Origin of the sequence: Phocaeicola dorei, from assembly GCF_013009555.1 — a bacterium.
Classification (GTDB): Bacteria; Bacteroidota; Bacteroidia; order Bacteroidales; family Bacteroidaceae; genus Phocaeicola; species Phocaeicola dorei.
This window is the reverse complement of the sequence record NZ_CP046176.1, coordinates 225616-244645: the sequence shown is the minus strand read 5'-3', so window position 1 is coordinate 244645 and position 19030 is coordinate 225616. Positions and strand designations below refer to the sequence as shown.

Genomic DNA, 19030 nt, shown 5'->3' with positions numbered 1-19030 from the left:
AGTCCGTCTTTAAATTCCATATCCCGAGTCAATTTTGCATTCATACGCCCGGCAATCATTTCACAAACCAGCAAAACAATATCCGGCGCACCGGCAAGACACGACTATCCCCCTTTGTTCTGTAATGCGGTTAATATACTTCGGCAAATACTCTAATTATATTATTTGATTAGTACGTACTACACATTCTTCCGGAAATCGATATAGAAGCATCGATTCTTGTGTTATAAAACATACCATTTTATCTTGCTGTTTATGAATAAATTGCATTCCTTTGCATCGGGACAGTTCAGCACAGTTTGCATTGTCCGTGTAAAACCTTAAACAGTTCATGAAAGTTACCTTTGGACAGCAGACCACTAAAGTGAAACAACTGGCTGATTTACTCAGTCAGGAGATTTCCATGGGCAAATATAGATCGGACTGCACATTACCGTCCATCAACAAACTGAGCCGTGACTATCAAGTATCGCGGGATACAGTATTCAAAGCATTCATTGATTTAAAAGACCGGGGAATAATAGACTCTACTCCGGGAAAAGGTTACTACGTTACCAACAAGCTTACAAACATTCTGCTTCTGCTGGACGAGTATTCTCCCTTTAAATACTCGTTATATAATAGTTTTATCAAAAAACTATCCATCAACTACAAAGTAGATTTATTGTTTCATCAATATAATGAACGACTTTTCAATACCATCTTACGTGAATCAATAGGCAGATACAACAAATACATTGTGATGAACTTCGACAATGAGAAACTATCCCCCCATCTTTACAAAATAGATTCGTCTAAGTTACTGCTGTTGGATTTCGGGAAGTTCGATAAAAAGGATTATTCATACGTATGTCAGGATTTTGACGATTCCTTTTATCATGCATTGGCCGCATTAAAAGAACATTTGAGAAAATATCAGAGACTAGTACTTTTATTTCCCGAAGACATCAAACACCCCCGTAGCAGTTGTCAGTATTTCAATTGTTTCTGTCAGGATTATCACATTGATTCAGCCATTGTGGAAAATACAGACCGGATACAAGTCCGCAAAGGAGAAGTGTACATTGCAATCCGTCAGATAGAGGTAGTCAATATAATCAAGCAAAGCCGGACGACCGGGCTGAAATGCGGAGAAGATTTCGGACTGATAGCCTACAATGACACTCCTGCCTACGAGGTAATAGACCAAGGGATCACCGTACTAAGTATCAACTGGGAAGAGCTGGGGAGGAAAGCCGCAGAATTTGTGCTAACCGGACAGGAAATAAGAACTTATCTTCCTACCGAAGTCCATTTAAGAAATTCAATTTAATAACTAAAATCTATGTATATCATGAAAAAGTATCCTAAAATCGGGATTCGTCCCACTATCGACGGTCGCCAGGGTGGTGTCCGCGAAAGCCTTGAAGACAAGACTATGAACCTGGCAAAAGCTGTTGCCGAACTGATTTCATCTAACTTGAAAAACGGTGACGGAAGCCCCGTAGAGTGTGTAATAGCAGACAGCACCATCGGTCGTGTAGCCGAAAGCGCTGCTTGTGCCGAGAAATTCGAACGCGAAGGAGTAGGGGCCACCATTACCGTAACCAGTTGTTGGTGCTATGGCTCCGAAACAATGGATATGCACCCGCACTGGCCGAAAGCAGTCTGGGGATTCAACGGTACAGAGCGTCCGGGAGCCGTTTATCTGGCTGCCGTATTAGCCGGGCACGCACAGAAAGGGCTGCCTGCATTCGGTATTTACGGACACGATGTACAAGATTTGGATGACAACACGATTCCGGCTGATGTGGCAGAGAAACTATTGCGTTTCGCCCGTGCCGCCATGGCTGTAGCCAATATGCGCGGAAAAAGCTATCTTTCTTTCGGTAGTGTCTGCATGGGTATCGCCGGCTCTATTGTCGATCCTGACTTTTTCCAGGAATATCTGGGAATACGTAATGAAAGCGTGGACGAAACTGAGATCCTGCGCCGTATGGAAGAAGGAATCTATGACCATGAAGAATATGCCAAGGCAATGGCCTGGACTGAAAAATATTGCAAGCCCAACGAAGGGGAAGACTTTAAGAACCGTCCCGAAAAGCGCAAAACCCGTGAAGAGAAGGATGCCGACTGGGAATTTATTGTAAAAATGACTATCATCATGCGTGACTTGATGGTGGGCAACCCGAAATTGCTTGAAATGGGATTCAAAGAAGAAGCTATCGGCCATAATGCCATCGCAGCCGGCTTCCAGGGACAACGCCAATGGACTGACTGGAAACCAAACGGTGACTTCAGTGAAGCACTGCTTAACACCACTTTCGACTGGAACGGTATTCGCGAAGCATACGTTCTGGCTACCGAAAATGATGCTTGCAATGGTGTTGCCATGTTATTCGGTCACCTGCTGAGTGGTTGTGGACAGATGTTCTCCGACATCCGTACTTACTGGAGCCCCGAAGCGGTGAAACGTGTTACCGGCAAAGAACTTACCGGAATGGCTAAAAACGGTATCATCCATCTTATCAATTCTGGTGCAACCACTCTGGACGCTACCGGTGAGAGCCATAATGAAGCGGGAGAGCCCTGCATGAAACCTAACTGGGAAATGACTGAAGCCGATGTAGAAGCTTGTCTGAAAGCTACAACCTGGTATCCGGCAGATCGCGACTATTTCCGTGGAGGCGGTTTCTCTTCCAATTTCTTGTCTAAAGGCGGTATGCCTGTCACCATGATGCGTCTTAATCTGGTAAAAGGCTTAGGCCCGGTATTGCAACTGGCAGAAGGCTGGACAGTAGATATTGATCCGGAAATCCATCAGGTACTGAACATGCGTACAGACCCCACATGGCCTACTACTTGGTTTGTACCCCGCCTATGCGATAAACCTGCATTCCGTGATGTGTATTCAGTAATGAACAACTGGGGAGCCAACCACGGCGCTATCAGTTATGGACACATCGGACAGGATTTAATTACTCTGGCATCTATGCTACGTATTCCTGTTTGTATGCATAATGTAGAAGACGACAAGATTTTCCGCCCGGCATCATGGAATGCTTTCGGTATGGATAAGGAAGGTTCTGACTACAGGGCTTGCTCAACTTACGGACCTATTTATAAATAGTTAATAAATTGAGAATTGAAAATTAAAAATTGAGAAATGGTTATATGCCTATCCTTTTTTGTTTTCAATTCTCATTTCTTAATTTTTAATTCTCAATCTTTAATTTAAGAAATGAAAGATACAGATCAACCCATCCTGCACAAAGATGGAGTCAGCTACGTGCTACCATTTATATTAGTCACCTGCTGCTTCGCCCTGTGGGGATTCGCCAATGATATCACCAATCCGATGGTGAAAGCGTTCTCGAAAATCTTTCGGATGAGTGTTACCGATGGCGCATTGGTACAAGTTGCTTTTTATGGCGGATACTTCGCCATGGCTTTTCCGGCAGCAATGTTCATCCGGAAATATTCTTATAAAGCTGGCATCCTGTTAGGGTTAGGCCTCTATGCCGTAGGAGCCTTATTATTCTTCCCCGCCAAAATGACCGGCAATTATTATCCGTTTCTACTAGCCTATTTTATCCTGACTTGTGGACTTTCTTTCCTCGAAACCAGTTCTAATCCTTATATCTTGTCCATGGGAACGGAAGCTACCGCTACCCGACGCCTCAACTTGGCTCAATCATTCAATCCCATGGGGTCTTTATTGGGAATGTATGTAGCCATGAACTTTATCCAGGCAAAGCTGAATCCAATGGATACGGCAGAACGAGCTCAACTGAATCCGATGGAGTTTGCAATAGTGAGAGATGCGGATCTTTCCGTACTCATCGCTCCTTATTTAACAATCGGTATTGTCATCTTTGTGATGTTTCTCATTATCCGTTTTACTAAGATGCCTAAAAATGGTGACCAATCCCACGGCATCAATTTCGGGCCGACTTTGAAACGTATTTTCTCCATTCATCATTACCGTGAGGGAGTCGTGGCACAGTTCTTCTATGTAGGTGCGCAAATTATGTGTTGGACCTTTATCATTCAATATGGTACACATCTGTTCATGTCACAAGGTATGGAAGAAAAAGCCGCCGAAGTGCTGTCACAAGAATACAACATCATTGCGATGGTTATTTTCTGTATCAGCCGCTTTGTCTGTACCTTCATCTTACGCTACCTCAACCCAGGTAAATTATTGGCCATACTTGCCATTGCGGGTTGTTGCTTCACCGCCGGAGTCATCTTCTTCCAGGATATCTGGGGTATGTACTGCCTGGTAGCTGTTTCAGCCTGTATGTCATTAATGTTCCCCACGATCTATGGCATAGCGCTTACCGGATTGGGAGATGATGCAAAGTTTGGAGCAGCCGGCCTGATTATGGCTATTTTAGGAGGTTCCGTACTTCCTCCTTTACAAGCAAGTATTATTGATATGAATACCATTTGGAATATGCCAGCCGTAAATGTTTCATTTATCCTGCCATTTATCTGCTTTGTGGTTATTACGATTTATGGACACCGCTCTTACCAGCGAGGGAAATATTGATATGCTGCATGAGACCATTGTAAAAAAATGAAACGAAGAATCTGTTACTACCCATATGGATCAAACAGATTCTTCGCCTTATTTTCAACAACGTAAAATGAAATGCAAAGAAGTCATCCCATCCTCCTATATATTCTTTAAATTAGAAAGGAATCTCTAATTGGGGATCTGTCCCCAACAAATTAAAAGTCATCCGATGATATGGCGTTGTTCCATATTCACGAATAGCCGCACGATGCTTTTTAGTAGGATAACCTTTATTACTATTCCAATCATAAAAAGGATATTCTTTATGCAGACCATTCATATAATCATCACGATAGGTTTTCGCCAAAATAGATGCAGCAGCAATAGACAGATATTTTCCATCTCCTTTTACCACTGTAGTATGCGGTAAATCCTGATATTTTTTAAAACGATTCCCATCAATCAATAAATGTTGAGGACGAATTTTCAATTGATCCACAGCACGATGCATTGCCAGAAAAGACGCATTAAGGATATTTATCTCGTCTATCTCTTCAGGAGTCACTACACCTACAGCCCATGCCAATGCTTCCCTTTCCACAATCTCTCGCAGCGCATAACGCTGATGCTCCGTCAGTTGCTTGGAATCATTCAGCAATTCATTCTTAAAATCTACAGGTAAAATAACAGCAGCTGCATATACAGATCCTGCCAGACATCCCCTACCCGCCTCATCACAACCGGCTTCTATCAGGTCTTTATTCAAATAAGGTAATAACATAGTTCATCTTTATTGTTGCTTGCAAAGATATTCTTTTAAAAGAGAAACAAGAGTGTCTTTTTACAAAGAAAATCACTATTTTTGCAAAAATACGCTTGATTATGAAAAACAACCTACCTATATATATCCTCCTTTGCCTGTTGAACCTTTCATGGGTTCATGCCCGTAATAGGCAACAAGAAGCCGAGACACTGATTAAAAAGTCGGTTGATGCCTTATACAATAATCCGAAGCAGGCTAGTTACTATGCTGCCAAGGTAATTGAATTATTTCCTGAAGAAAGGCAAAATAATCAAAAAGCTGAAGCAATGTTCTATTACAGTCAGGCAGAAAAGCTATTAGGCAATTTTGATGTGAGCATTAAAAATCTATATGACGCTTTGGAGTATGCAACTCCTACCAATAAAGAGTTGAATGGACAAATTTACGCACTGATAGGAGCACTCTATTGCAAACTGACCGACTACAACAAAGCGATCGAAATGAGTGAGAAAGCCATCTCAATTTTTAAATCCATCGGAGATTCCATTTCTATCGCACTATGCTACAATGATCGTGGCATCATCCATTATTCCATGAATGAGTTCAAAACAGCTGAACAATTCCTTAAACAAGCCCTTACAATAAACCGCAGTCAGAAAAATTTAAGAGGGATATCCGCCAATTTGAATAATTTATGCTTATATGAGGGTGATTTTAATGAAAAGCTAAGTTTAATTAATGAGGCCATTGTCATCAACAAGAACTTGAATTCTCAATGGTCATTAGGGGAAAACTATAACAATATGGGAAAGCAATACTTCTATGCAAAGCAATACAACAATGCTTTGATGGCTTTACAAAAAGCATACGAAGTCGCTTCTTCCATTAGTGCCAAAGAACTGATTTGTGATAATTACGAATATTTATCTTGGGTATACGATGCCCTTGGAGACCATAAAAACGCTTATAAATGCCTGATGCAACTATATACTCTCAGCAAAGAGTTGCAAAGTGGAAGTAAATTACGCATCGTAGAACAGGAAATTTCCCATAAACAATATCAAAACCAACAAAGGAAAGCAGAACTAAGAGAACAAGCTTATAAAATAGAACTGCTGAAACGGAATCTGTTTGTACTAGTAATCATATTCATCTCATTGATAGTACTCAGTATATTTCTATACCAATGGTATAAACGCAAAAAGAATATGCAGTTAATGGTTACCCGCTATAATCTGGAGCAATCGGAACATGAATTGGCAGAACTTAAAGTACGACAGCAAGAACTCGAATTAAAATCTGTCCAAAGTGCATTAGACAACAGTCGTCAGGAAGCTACCAGTTTTGCTGTATTCCTGCATAGCCGTAATGAATTGCTAGAGAAAATCAGAGAAATGATAAAGCAAGGATATAAGATGGACCAACAAGCATTGATTCCTCATCTGAAGAAAGTCAATGCCTTCATCAGCCAATATCAGAATGGAGATAAAACGAACAGCACCTTGCTGATGAATGTTGAAGAAAAGAACCAGGAGTTCCTTCAACGGCTATCCGAACGGCATCCTAATTTAACACAAGGAGAAAAATATCTAGCTACTTTATTACGGGTAAATCTATCTACCAAAGAAATCTCAATGCTCACAGGAAATGTTCCCAAAACAATCAACATGAATCGATATCGTTTACGTAAATCTCTAAACTTATCTTCGGAGGATGACTTGACAGACTATCTACAAAATATTTAAAGAACCTATATTTTTATAGTTTTTATTAAACAGCATTTTGTAGATATTATCTCTTTATATAGAACACTATATATCAATATATTACATTTATATTTGTAGATTAAAAAAGAGAGTTTTTTTATTCATTGTAGTTCATTTGTAGGGTATAATAATTAGGAATTTGCACATACAACCTATTACTTAGCGATGTGAAAAACAATTATTAACCTTAAAATTTATTCACATGAGTAAAAAGAATTATTTCAAGGAAAGAATCATACTATTGATTCTACTCTTTGCTTTTATGACTCCTTTCGGTGCATTAGCACAGACGATTCAACTGACTGGTCTGGTTACTGATGCTGCCAACGAACCTATTATTGGTGCCAGTGTAGTAGAGAAGGGTACAACCAACGGGGTCATCACAGACTTTGACGGTAACTTTGCATTAAGCGTATCCCCCAAAGCCACTATTATTATTTCTTATGTGGGCTATGCAACACAAGAAGTCCCTGTAAACGGAAAGACAAACATCCGGGTGACTTTGAAAGAAGATACTGAGATGCTGGATGAAGTTGTAGTAGTGGGCTATGGTACCATGAAGAAAAGTGATATGACCGGTGCTATTTCCTCAGTAGATGTAGACGATTTGGTAAAGCGCACCACAACCAACCCTGCAGAAGCATTGCAAGGTAAGATTGCAGGTGTAAACATTATGAAGGCTGGTGGTAATGCCGGTGCAGGTGTGCAGGTTAAAATCCGTGGTGTCAAAACGTTTGGTGATAACCAACCTCTTTATATCATTGATGGTTTTCCCGGTGATATTGAAAATGTGAATCCGCAAGATATTCAGTCAATGGAAGTACTGAAGGATGGTGCAGCCGCTGCTATCTATGGTTCGGTTGCTGCAAATGGTGTCATTATCGTAACTACCAAAAACGGTAAAAAAGGTGACATGAAAATTGATTTCAGTACTTATGTAAGCTTTACAAGCGTAGCAAAAAAGCTGGAACTGCTAAATGCCGAAGAATACAAAAGTGTTCATAAACAAATGTATCAGAACTATATGAACCAGTATCCCAATGATACAGAGGTTACTATGCCTGCATTTGTAAATAAAAACACAGGAATAGATACAGACTGGCAAGATGCCATGCTAAGGAGTGGTGTTTCACAAAACTATATGTTTAGTATCCGTGGCGGTTCCGAAAACGCCCAGTATTCACTCTCCTACAATCATGCCGACGAAAAAGGAATTTTTCTAGGTAACAACTATCGCCAAGACAATGCCCGTCTGAAACTCCATATGAATAAATATATCTTTGATATAGATGCAAATATCGCTTTCAAATTTACAGATAGCAAACAACCGGAATATTCCATTAAAGAAATGTACATGATTTCTCCGCTTGTTCCTATCTATGATGATACAAGAGAGTATGGCTTCGGCTTAAGTGACTTTGATGACCTGCCCAGTAACCGTAATGTTATGGCTGACCAGCATTATGAAAAATCTACAGACAAAAAATATCATACCACAGCCAATGTTGCCTTGACTATGAACTTCACCCCATGGCTGAATTTCAAGACAAGCTATGCATACAGAGGTGAACACCAGCGTCAGACTTATCATACTCCGGCTTATGTTGCCGACCCAAAAGCCAAACGTGACTATCCTTATCATAGCGAAACCACAGGATACTGGGAAGAACATGTATGGGAAAATGTATTAAGTTTTAATAAGACATTTGGAAAACACAACGTCAATGCAATGGCAGGTACTTCCATGACTGCTCGCAAATATACATGGAATTCTGTTGGGGTAGAAGGTAAAACCACTGTTTATAAAGTAGAAGACGGAAAATTGGTAACCAGTGAAACTCCGGGCGGATTTCTTGATCCATCTTTCTCAACTGTAGGTGCAGGAGCAGGTGGCACATTTGATGGTAGCGGAACAAAATGGAAATATAACCGCGCTTCTTTCTTCGGCCGACTGAACTATAATTATAATGACCGCTATCTGGTACAGGCAACTGTACGTTATGACGGTTCATCCAAGTTTGGTAAAGACAACCGTTGGGGCTGCTTTCCGTCAGTGGCATTAGGCTGGAGAATCAGTCAGGAAGAATTCTTCCCGAAAGACATTGCACTGAACAATTTGAAATTTCGTGTCAGTTGGGGACGTTTGGGTAATGAAAATGCTTTGGGATATTATGACTTCCTTGCGCTGATTAGTACATACAATGAAATGTATCAAGGATACGTGAAAGGCAACGGTGATAACGCATGGGCAGGAAGTATCGCTCGCGGATTGGAAAACCGTTCTTTGAAATGGGAAACAACGGATACCAAAAATATTGGTTTCGACTTCGACTTCTTTAACAGCAAATTAACCGGTACATTAAACTACTACTATAACCAAACAGAAGACCTGTTGATAACAAAAGTTTTACCTCCTTCAGCAGGTATGACTAATCCCACCCTGAATGTCGGAAAGATACGCAATACCGGTTTCGAATTTGAATTAAACTGGGGAGATGCTATAAAAGACTTTGATTACAATATCGGTTTCAATATGAGCACCACCAAAAATAAGGTGGTTGAATTGTCAGATGCAGACCAAGTTCTTCAGGGCGAAGGATTGAAATATGGAACGGAGCATTTCCCGACAGAAACCAGAGTAGGCAAACCTATCGGTGCATTCTATCTTTATAGAACAGACGGTATCTTCCAAAGTATGGATGAAGTAAATGCCCATGTAAACAAGGATGGACAATTATTACAGCCTAATGCCCAACCAGGTGATATCCGTTTTAAAGATTTAGATGGTAATGGAAGCATAGACGCCGGTGACAAAGAATACTGTGGCTCAGGTATCCCGACATTGGAAGCGAACTTAAACCTGTCATTCGGCTATAAAGGATTTGACCTTTCAATCGTACTTGGCAGCGCATGGAACTTCAAATTGTATAATGGAAACAAATATTTCTATGAAGGAATGAATTCTAAATCAAATATGCTAAAGTCTACATTGAATGCATGGACTCCTGACAATAGAAATACGGATGTTCCCCGCGCGGTATATCAAGATCCGAACGGCAACATGAAAGAATCAGACAGATTCCTTGAAAATGGTGATTTTGTCCGTTTGCGTCAGGCACAGTTAGGTTATACTTTACCCAAATCGCTCATGCAGAAATTCTATATTGAGAAACTGCGTTTCTATGTAAGTGGTGAAAACTTGTTCACTATCACAGGCTATGATGGTATAGATCCTGAATTCTCTCGCGCCAGTGTGTTGAATACCGGGGTTGATAAATTGATTTATCCGTTTACCCGTTCATTCACCGTTGGAGCTCAACTTACATTCTAATCCTTTAAAGTAATAAGAAAATGAAGAAACTATTATACATAGCAAGTATCTGCATTGCAAGTTTATTTAGCGCTTGTGACGATTATCTCACGGTAGAATCTCCTGACCAGTTGACATCAAGCAGTTTTTGGCGTAACCAGTCTGATGCTGAAGCCGGACTTGCCGCCGCATACTCCCAACTTTACCTGATGACTTATTCGGGTGACATGTGGTCTTTCCCGGAAATCAAATGGCCGGTAGAAGCCTATCGTGAAGATATTATCCAATTAGGAAGCGATGCTCTGAATTACCCGAACTGGGTGGAATTAGGCAACTATACCTACACCAATGGTAACTCTCAGTTCAGTTATTACTGGCAATGCTACTATAAAGGCATCAGTTTTGCTAATCAGGTAATTGAAAAAACCGCAGAAATACCCGATGAGAATATAGACGCAGCAACACGCGAACAATTGGTCAATGAAGGCTACTTTATCCGCGCTTATTACCACATGCAACTTTTATTGAACTGGAAAGAAATCATAGTTCGTGATAAATATATCACTGACCCGGCTGAATTAAGCAAGCCCCTTTCTTCCCGTGAGGATGCATGGAATTTCATCATTGAAGACTTGAAACGTGCAACCAGTCTGCCTGCAACACGTGACGCTGATAATGTAGGCCGTGCCACAAGCGGTTCAGCTTATGCATATCTTGGTTTTGCCTATCTGACACGCGCCTATGAAGAGGCAGCCAACAAAGACTCTTATCTGGCCAGTGCTATAGAAGCATTCAACCAAGTAAAAGGATATGAACTGGTTAATAATTTCAGCACTATGTTCAGCGGGGATAATAAGAACAGTAAAGAATCGATTTTTGAAATTCAATTCTCTATGAGTTCTGCAAACGGAGCTACTTATCGTACTCAGTTCCATCGATGGATCGGTGTTTCCGAACTTGGGGGATGGGATGAGATTCTTCCCAGTCAAACATTGATTAGTGAATTCAAAAAAGAAGGGGAAACGGCTACTACAGGACGTTATGACTCGCGTATGTATGCAACATTATTTTTTAATTGTGACTATTATAACGATGGTAACGGACGTGTCTATGGCTACGACTATAATGACTGGTTCGACAACAAAGAACGCGTAGCCTTCCGTAAATTCATGCCCTCGACCTATGAAGGTTTAAACCAAAACTATTCTGCGATCAATGTTCCTTTAATGCGTTATGCCAACGTACTGTTAATGAAAGCCGAAGCATTGAATGAACAGGGACATCCCGAACAAGCTATTCCTTTAATCAATGAAGTAAGAAGCGTTCACGGGGATATGCCACCCATGACAGGTACTTCTCAAGAAGCAGTCCGCGCGCAAATTGAACACGAGCGCATGATTGAATTCCCTCTTGAGAACTATCGTTGGTATGATCTCCGCCGTTGGGGCAAACTGTCCTCAGCCCTGCAAGCTGCCGGAAGAACAGGCTTCAATGAAGACAAAAACTCATTCTACCCCACTCCTCTTACAGAGCTGAATGCTAATGATGCCTTAAAATAAGTATTTTCTTTTTTGGTTAGATATAATTAGGCAACAAGGCGGTTTTCGCTACAGTGATACCGCCTTGTAATCTAAAAATGAAGTATCTTTGCCTATAAATAAAACGACATAGATATGTTTACAATTATTGGATTAATGCTCACGGGGATGCTCCTCGGCTTCCTGCTTCGCAAGCAGAAGCTTTCAGGAATACACAAAGTCATCACCGTTCTTATTTGGTTGCTACTCTTTTTATTGGGTATAGATGTAGGCGGTAATCAGAAAATTATCAATGGTCTGCACACTATAGGGTTGGAAGCCATTGTCATCACCTTGGCAGCAGTGCTGGGCAGTGTTACGGCAGCATGGGCTTTATGGTATGTACTTTACAAAAGAAATAAGGAGGGACAAGTATGAAAGGAAGTTTGATTATCGTCGGATTCTTTGTACTAGGAGCTCTTTGTGGGGTATATCACCTTATTCCATACGACTTTACACAAAGTAAGCTAAGTTTCTACGCATTGTGTGCGTTAATGTTCAGTGTAGGAGTCAGTGTAGGTAATGATCCGCAGACCTTACGTAATTTCCGGTCATTAAATCCTCGCCTGATCTTTCTACCGGTCATGACCATATTGGGAACATTGGCAGGATGCGCAGTGGTCAGTCTGTTTCTCTCGCATCGCTCAGTAACAGATTGTATGGCAGTAGGTGCCGGTTTCGGCTATTACTCTCTATCCAGTATCTTTATTACAGAATATAAAGGTCCGGAGTTGGGAACCATTGCATTATTATCCAATATCACACGTGAGATTATCACTTTGCTTTTTGCCCCGTTGCTAGTACGTTGGTTTGGTAACCTGGCCCCTATTTCGGCTGGAGGAGCCACTACGATGGATACAACATTACCCATCATCACCCGCTATTCCGGTCAAAGCTTCGTAGTGGTTTCTATATTTCACGGCTTTGTAGTGGACTTCAGCGTACCTTTTCTTGTGACTCTTTTCTGTTCTATTTAAAATAACAATAACCATGAAACACTCTCTTAATACTTTTCTTACACTGTTGTTTGTTTGTGCTTCTGCCTGGGGTGAAAACGTGCCCTGGCAAAATCCGCAAATAAATGAAATAAATCGTGAACCTGCCCATGCCCATTTCATTCCTTATACGAATGAGGCCAATGCACTGAAACAACAAGCTTTACCTGCCGCCCAACGTTTTGCAGTAAACCCCGCCACAGAACGCCGCATTTCACTAGACGGAACCTGGAAGTTCTTATTCTCTAAAAACAATGAGGAATGCCCGACAGATTTTTATAAAATGGGGTACAACACCAAACGCTGGAAAGACATACAGGTTCCGGGAAGCTGGGAACTGCAAGGATTTGACTCCCCCATCTATACTGACGTAGCCTACCCCTTTCCTGCCAATCCGCCTCATGTTCCAACCGATTACAATCCGGTAGGTGCATATGTACGTGAATTTACCGTACCGGCCCATTGGAAAGGAATGGATATTTTCCTTGATTTTGAAGGAGTTGAGTCCGCTTTTTATTGCTGGGTTAACGGTGAATTGGCAGGATACAGTGAAGACAGCCGTCTTCCGGCTCATTTTAATATTACTCCGTTCTTAAAAACCGGGAAGAACAAACTGGCCGTTAAAGTTTTCCGTTATAGTGATGGTTCCTACCTGGAGGATCAGGATTACTGGAAATATAGCGGTATTGAACGCGATGTGTATCTCTATGCCCGTCCTCAAAGTCGTGTACAAGACTTCAAACTGGTAGCCGGTCTGACAAATGGTTATAAAGACGGAGATTTTAATCTGGATATCACACTCCACAAGCCTCATCCGGGAGGAATTGTGGAAGTGAAGATTATGGACAAAGGCAATGTAATTTATCAGCATAAAAAGGAAATAACTTCTGTTACAGATACTTTATTCGCTCAGAAACACTTGTTCCCGGCCATATTGCCTTGGAATGCCGAAACACCCAATCTCTATACATTGGTAGTCAGCACCTACGATGCTCAAGGAAAAGCATTGGAATCATTCACACAGCCTTTCGGTTTCCGTTCTGTGGAAATGCGTAACGGCATGCAACTGATAAATGGGGTAGCCGTATTGTTTAAAGGAGTAAACCGCCATGAACACGATCCGCATCATGGGCGTACCATCACCGTAGAGAGCATGATAAAAGACATTCAGTTGATGAAACAATTCAACCTGAATGCTGTACGCACTTGCCATTACCCCAACCGCTATGAATGGTATGCATTGTGTAACGAATACGGTTTGTATCTGGTAGATGAAGCAAACATTGAAAGCCATGGTATGCAGGCGCATAAAGATGGCACACTGGCTAATAATCCCGATTGGGAAGTACCGTTTATGCAACGCATGAGCCGCATGGTGCTGCGAGACCGCAATATCACCGCCATTGTCACTTGGTCAATGGGAAATGAGTCCGGCTACGGAAAACACTTTGAAACGTTATATGACTGGACCAAGAAGTTCGATCCTACTCGCCCTGTACAATATGAGGGAGGTGGTTATGATGCCAAATCTGACATCTACTGTCCGATGTATGCACGCATCTGGTCCCTGCGCCGCCATGTAAACCAGCGTGATGCCCGCCCGATGATTCTATGTGAATATGCCCACGCTATGGGTAACAGTGTAGGTAATCTACAAGACTATTGGGATTTGATTTATAAATATGACCAGCTGCAAGGTGGCTTCATATGGGACTGGGTTGACGCCACCTTTGATATCAAAGACAAGAACGGTAATAAGATTTGGGCTTACGGAGGCGACATGGGCTTTGTAGGTGTCCCTAATGACTCCAACTTCTGTGCCAACGGACTGGTAGCTGCAGACCGTTCACTTCATCCACACATCTGGGAAGTAAAAAAAGTATATCAATACATTCATTTTGAGCCGGTTGCCTTTACCACCAAGCAAATCAAAGTGACTAACTGGCATGATTTTATCGGTTTGGAAGATTACAAACTACACTGGACTGTAGAAACAGACGGAAAAGCTGTACAAAGCGGTGAAATGGATTTCCCGACAATGACTGCCCGTTCTTCTGCCTTCATCACTATCCCGATGAACTTGATTCCTAACGATGGAAAAGAATATTTCCTGAAATTGGAAGCATTTACCAAAAAGGAAGCCCCATTAGTTCCAAAGGGACATCAGGTAGCCATGGAGCAATGGCAACTGAATCCGGAAGGAGAACGGCTGCTGAATGCTACATGGACTGCCCGGGAACTAGTAGACAAAACTATAAATACCGAACGTACTCCGGATGCTATCACCTTGACAGGGGAGAACTTCCGTATCGCATTCTCTACTGCTGATGGTGAAATGACAGAACTCTTATACAACGGAAAGAATCTGATAAAAGAAGGATTACAACCCAATTTCTGGCGTGCATTAACCGACAATGATGTTGCCAACAACCATCTGGAGCGTTGCGGCATCTGGAAATTTGCAGGCAAGAACGCCAAGTTACAAAGTATCGATTTAAAAGAAGATTCAAACAAGAAACTGGCAACCGTTACTGTAAATTATAAACTGGAAGCACAAGAATCAACTTTGCAGACCATCTATCAGGTACGCCCCAATGGAGCTGTCAAAGTAAGTATGCACTTTGTACCCGGCAACAAAGCCCTTCCTGAAATGCCACGTCTGGGTATGCGTATGATTCTTCCGGCAGAATATGATGTGATGACCTGGCTGGGCCGCGGACCACAAGAAAACTATGCAGACCGCAAGACGGGTTATCCTATCGGACTCTATACCGCTACAGTATGGGAACAATTCCATCCGTATGTCCGTGCACAGGAAACCGGCAACAAAACCGATGTACGATGGGTTGCATTGCGTAATAAAGCAGGGGAAGGCCTGTTAATCACAGGTGAGGAACCGCTGAATGTCAGCGCATGGAATTTCCCGTTGGAGGATATTGACTATGTAGCATTCAATACAGAACGCCGTCATGGTGGAAGTATTATGAAGAAAGACATGGTATGGTTAAACATCGACCACCGTCACATGGGGGTAGGTGGAGATAATACTTGGGGAGCGCAAGTACATCCGGAATATACCATCACTCCGCACGAATGGCAATACAGCTTTACCATGCAACCTTTGAGCAATCAAGACGATGCTGCTGAAAAAGCGCATAAGAAATGGTTTTAAAAATTCTGATTCACTACAGATTATACAGATTCTCGCAGATTGAATTTCAATTCGTGAATGATTGCATCTGTATTAATCTGAATAATCTGTGATGAAACGATCTTCAAATAACGAAATAACATGAAACATAAATTTACCAAAATCATTCTTCTCACAGCAGTAGTTGCAGGCTTCACAGCCGCCTGTAACCCTGCCAGTGAGAACATCCCCACAGGCAAAAGATATGAATTCAATAACATACTGGATATAGCCTATACTCCCGATACACTGACACGTTGCCGGGGTTGGTTCACAGACGCCGGTTCCTGGATGGGATTTACCCTTCCGCAGAAAGATCACTGGGTGAACGGTTTCTGTGGCCCGTTCAGTCTGGATATGAACCGACGCCAATGGATGGCACAATCGGCTGTCACGGTAGGATATGCCGATCAGGCGAATGTTATATTTACTCCGGATTCCACTTGTTATTTCCCGGGAGAGTTATATCTTTCGGCAAGTTCAGAGGAAGGTAAAATCATTCAACGCCTGAATTTTTTAGATGCTTCTACCGCATTGCTCCGCATTCACTCCGATGCAGGGAAGGAACTCTCCTTAACTGCCAGCCAATGGGGAAAAGAGATACAAGTCCAAACAGACCAAAATACCGTCATCGCCCGTCATCCCTCCGGTGAGATTGTAGCATTAACTTTTACCCCGGATGTTAGCGTAAAGGGCACTGACAATAATTACCAAGCAAAAATCAATGGCAGCGAACACGACACCTACGTAGCCATTTCTTTCTATACCGGAGAAAAAGAACTTTCTGCCGGATTACAAAAAGCACAATTGGCTCTCAGCAATCCGCAGGAAGGACTCAAAGCCAACAAAGAACGCTGGGAAGGTTATCTCACCAAGATTCTGCGCAAAGATATGAAACCTGAGTATGACCGTATCGCCGTGAAAGCAGTTGTTACACTTATCAGCAACTGGCGTACCCACCGCGGCGGATTGCTCCACGAAGGAATTGTTCCGAGCCATGCCGCATACTACTTCGTAGGATTCTGGGCCTGGGACACTTGGCGTTTCTCTGCTGCTCTGGCAAAATTCGATCCGGAATTGGCCAAGGACAACATTCGTGCCATGTTTGACTACCAGCAGCCTGACGGTATGATTATAGACTGTATCTATACCGATCCTGCCGAAAATAATGCACGCGACAGCAAACCTCCTCTCGTATCATGGGCGGTAGACGAAATATTCACCCATACCAATGATACGGCGTTCATCAGTGAAATGTATCCACAATTGATGGCCTATTACAAATGGTGGTACAACAAGCGTGACCATAACCGCAACGGTATGTGTGAATACGGTTCTACCGATGGCACATTGGAAGCAGCAGCCTGGGAAAGCGGTATGGATAATGCCATCCGTTTTGATGATGCCAAGATGCTGAAAAATAACGGGGCTGAGGATGCATGGAGCATGGATCAGGAAAGTGTTGATTTAAATGCTTATCTGGCTTTGGAATGTAAACTATTAAAGAAATTTGCAAGTATTCTGGGAGTTACTTTTGACGGTCCGGATTACAGTAGCCAAGTAGCCGATTATTTCTTCGACAAAGAAAAAGGTTTCTTCTTCGATCGCCGTTTAAAGGACGGAAGCTTTATACAGGAACCGGGATGCGAAGCATATACTCCGTTATGGACAGAAGTAGCTACTGCCGATCAGGTAAAAGCCATGTTGCCCCTGCTGACCGATACAGCCAAGTTCTCTACCTACATTCCCTTCCCCACAGTAGCAGCAGACAACCCGAAGTATAACCCACGTGGCTATTGGCGTGGCCCTATCTGGTTGGATCAGACTTATTTCGCTATCCGCGGTCTGCGCAACTATGGATATAACAAGATGGCGGATGAATATACCCTCCAGGTATTCGACCGTCTGCAAGGCTTGAAAGAAGGAGCACCGATACATGAAAACTATGGCACACACACCGGTGAATTGTTAAAAGCTCCCCATTTCAGTTGGAGTTCATCACATTTGCTGATGTTATATGATGATTATGGCAAATAAACTCTCTCTTTTTACCTTAATATAAATAATACCAAAAGGGGGCCGCACTCGTGATGAATGTAGCCCCCTGCTTTTATATCGTATTACCTGTTACCCCCAATACACTCTTTTCAGAAGTGATAAAAATTCTCCAATGAATGAATAGAATGTTACAGGTGTAAGATTATATATCTTCCGGCTGAAACATGATATATCTTTCAGCCTATACATCAGTATATGTTCACACTTCACAACAGGAAACTTCAAAACATCTGCCCCTTTTTTAAAAACAACAGGACATATTAAAAAAACATCAAGAGCTTTTATTAATACGTCCCGTTGTTTCTCCTGTTTCTTTATATACACATAGCAAAACACTTATTTTTCCTTCAGAAGTTTCAGCCTCTCCGCAAACGCTTTGTTCATCGGCATTCCGGCTGAAGAATTGATACCTCGAAATCTTTCAGACTGAAAAAAAATCCTTCAGCGTGCCCAATGGCCGGAAGGTGAAAAGCACGCAGGTACATAGGGAAAACTCCGAAGATGCCGGAAAGTACACAGCCATAGCTGAAAAAACGTATATGCCGGCTGAAAGAATAAATACCCGGCTGAAGAATTTTAAAAGCCAATCCTTCAGCCGGAAATCCCATGAACAGGGAGTTTGCGGAGAGGCTGAAACTTCTGAAGGATTTTTGGGGCAATTCTTCGGGAGGGGCATATTTTCTACCGGAAGAGGAATATGCCCACAGAAAAGAACATAAAAAGACGCAAGAAACCGGGATGCCTGATATCTTGTTACAAGATGCGGCAAATCTTGTGAGAAGTTTCTCCCAATCTTGTGGGAAGTTCCGCTGATTCTTGTTATACAAAAAAAAGCCTGCCATTAATATAATGTTTATCAATGGCAGGCGA

Annotated in this window: 12 protein-coding genes; 10 read left to right on the top strand and 2 right to left on the bottom strand. The window is 42.1% G+C overall.

The annotated features are described in order from the left end of the window. The first annotated feature begins 331 nt into the window (after positions 1 to 331). From GKD17_RS00950 to fucP, 3 genes are all read left to right on the top strand, one after another. Entirely contained in the window at positions 332 to 1312 is a 981-nt protein-coding gene (locus GKD17_RS00950) for a GntR family transcriptional regulator (RefSeq protein ID WP_007834660.1), read from the top strand. Between the two features lie 21 nt (positions 1313 to 1333). Further along, the gene (gene fucI / locus GKD17_RS00945) at positions 1334 to 3109 is read left to right on the top strand and encodes an L-fucose isomerase (RefSeq protein WP_005849650.1); all 1776 of its coding nucleotides are present in this window, start codon (positions 1334 to 1336) and stop codon (positions 3107 to 3109) included. Positions 3110 to 3220: 111 nt separating this feature from the next. Then, complete coding sequence (gene fucP / locus GKD17_RS00940) at positions 3221 to 4534, top strand: L-fucose:H+ symporter permease (RefSeq protein ID WP_007834659.1); 1314 nt, start codon at positions 3221 to 3223, stop codon at positions 4532 to 4534. 142 nt (positions 4535 to 4676) lie between these two features. Here the strand turns inward: fucP and GKD17_RS00935 are convergent, their stop codons facing one another. Continuing rightward, a complete protein-coding gene (locus tag GKD17_RS00935; RefSeq protein ID WP_007834657.1) occupies positions 4677 to 5282 on the bottom strand; it encodes a ribonuclease HII in 606 nt (201 codons plus the stop codon). A 101-nt stretch (positions 5283 to 5383) separates the two neighbouring features. Here GKD17_RS00935 and GKD17_RS00930 point away from each other — a divergent pair, with 101 nt between their 5' ends. The 7 genes from GKD17_RS00930 to GKD17_RS00900 all read left to right on the top strand — a co-directional run bounded on the left by GKD17_RS00930 (position 5384) and on the right by GKD17_RS00900 (position 18139). Next, positions 5384 to 7009, top strand: coding sequence for a tetratricopeptide repeat protein (locus GKD17_RS00930; RefSeq protein WP_007834655.1), 1626 nt, complete (start codon positions 5384 to 5386; stop codon positions 7007 to 7009). Positions 7010 to 7232: 223 nt separating this feature from the next. Further along, entirely contained in the window at positions 7233 to 10361 is a 3129-nt protein-coding gene (locus GKD17_RS00925) for a SusC/RagA family TonB-linked outer membrane protein (protein ID WP_007834653.1), read from the top strand. Between the two features lie 20 nt (positions 10362 to 10381). Further along, the gene (locus GKD17_RS00920) at positions 10382 to 11899 is read left to right on the top strand and encodes a RagB/SusD family nutrient uptake outer membrane protein (RefSeq protein WP_007834652.1); all 1518 of its coding nucleotides are present in this window, start codon (positions 10382 to 10384) and stop codon (positions 11897 to 11899) included. A 114-nt stretch (positions 11900 to 12013) separates the two neighbouring features. Then, positions 12014 to 12295 carry a LysO family transporter gene (locus tag GKD17_RS00915; RefSeq protein ID WP_005838878.1) on the top strand — a complete coding sequence of 94 codons (282 nt, stop codon included), beginning with the start codon at positions 12014 to 12016 and terminating at the stop codon, positions 12293 to 12295. Beyond that, positions 12292 to 12894, top strand: a complete 603-nt coding sequence (locus GKD17_RS00910; protein WP_005838876.1) for a LysO family transporter — start codon at positions 12292 to 12294, stop codon at positions 12892 to 12894. Before GKD17_RS00915 ends, GKD17_RS00910 begins: the two co-directional genes overlap by 4 nt. 13 nt (positions 12895 to 12907) lie before the next feature. Then, a complete protein-coding gene (gene lacZ, locus GKD17_RS00905; RefSeq protein WP_007834651.1) occupies positions 12908 to 16084 on the top strand; it encodes a beta-galactosidase, LacZ type in 3177 nt (1058 codons plus the stop codon). A gap of 120 nt (positions 16085 to 16204) precedes the next feature. Further along, a complete protein-coding gene (locus tag GKD17_RS00900; protein WP_007834647.1) occupies positions 16205 to 18139 on the top strand; it encodes an MGH1-like glycoside hydrolase domain-containing protein in 1935 nt (644 codons plus the stop codon). 401 nt (positions 18140 to 18540) lie between these two features. Here GKD17_RS00900 and GKD17_RS00895 read toward each other — a convergent pair whose 3' ends face one another. Continuing rightward, positions 18541 to 19002, bottom strand: coding sequence for a hypothetical protein (locus GKD17_RS00895; RefSeq protein ID WP_227414143.1), 462 nt, complete (start codon positions 19000 to 19002; stop codon positions 18541 to 18543). Positions 19003 to 19030: the final 28 nt, after the last annotated feature.

Excerpts from the sequence above, each read along its gene's own strand:
- GKD17_RS00910 (WP_005838876.1), top strand. The coding sequence starts at position 12,292 with ATGAAAGGAAGTTTGATTATCGTCGGATTCTTTGTACTAGGAGCTCTT.
- GKD17_RS00950 (WP_007834660.1), top strand. The coding sequence starts at position 332 with ATGAAAGTTACCTTTGGACAGCAGACCACTAAAGTGAAACAACTGGCT.
- lacZ (WP_007834651.1), top strand. The coding sequence starts at position 12,908 with ATGAAACACTCTCTTAATACTTTTCTTACACTGTTGTTTGTTTGTGCT.
- GKD17_RS00900 (WP_007834647.1), top strand. The coding sequence starts at position 16,205 with ATGAAACATAAATTTACCAAAATCATTCTTCTCACAGCAGTAGTTGCA.
- GKD17_RS00920 (WP_007834652.1), top strand. The coding sequence starts at position 10,382 with ATGAAGAAACTATTATACATAGCAAGTATCTGCATTGCAAGTTTATTT.
- GKD17_RS00935 (WP_007834657.1), bottom strand. The coding sequence starts at position 5,282 with ATGTTATTACCTTATTTGAATAAAGACCTGATAGAAGCCGGTTGTGAT.
- GKD17_RS00925 (WP_007834653.1), top strand. The coding sequence starts at position 7,233 with ATGAGTAAAAAGAATTATTTCAAGGAAAGAATCATACTATTGATTCTA.
- fucI (WP_005849650.1), top strand. The coding sequence starts at position 1,334 with ATGAAAAAGTATCCTAAAATCGGGATTCGTCCCACTATCGACGGTCGC.
- GKD17_RS00915 (WP_005838878.1), top strand. The coding sequence starts at position 12,014 with ATGTTTACAATTATTGGATTAATGCTCACGGGGATGCTCCTCGGCTTC.
- fucP (WP_007834659.1), top strand. The coding sequence starts at position 3,221 with ATGAAAGATACAGATCAACCCATCCTGCACAAAGATGGAGTCAGCTAC.
- GKD17_RS00930 (WP_007834655.1), top strand. The coding sequence starts at position 5,384 with ATGAAAAACAACCTACCTATATATATCCTCCTTTGCCTGTTGAACCTT.
- GKD17_RS00895 (WP_227414143.1), bottom strand. The coding sequence starts at position 19,002 with ATGGCAGGCTTTTTTTTGTATAACAAGAATCAGCGGAACTTCCCACAA.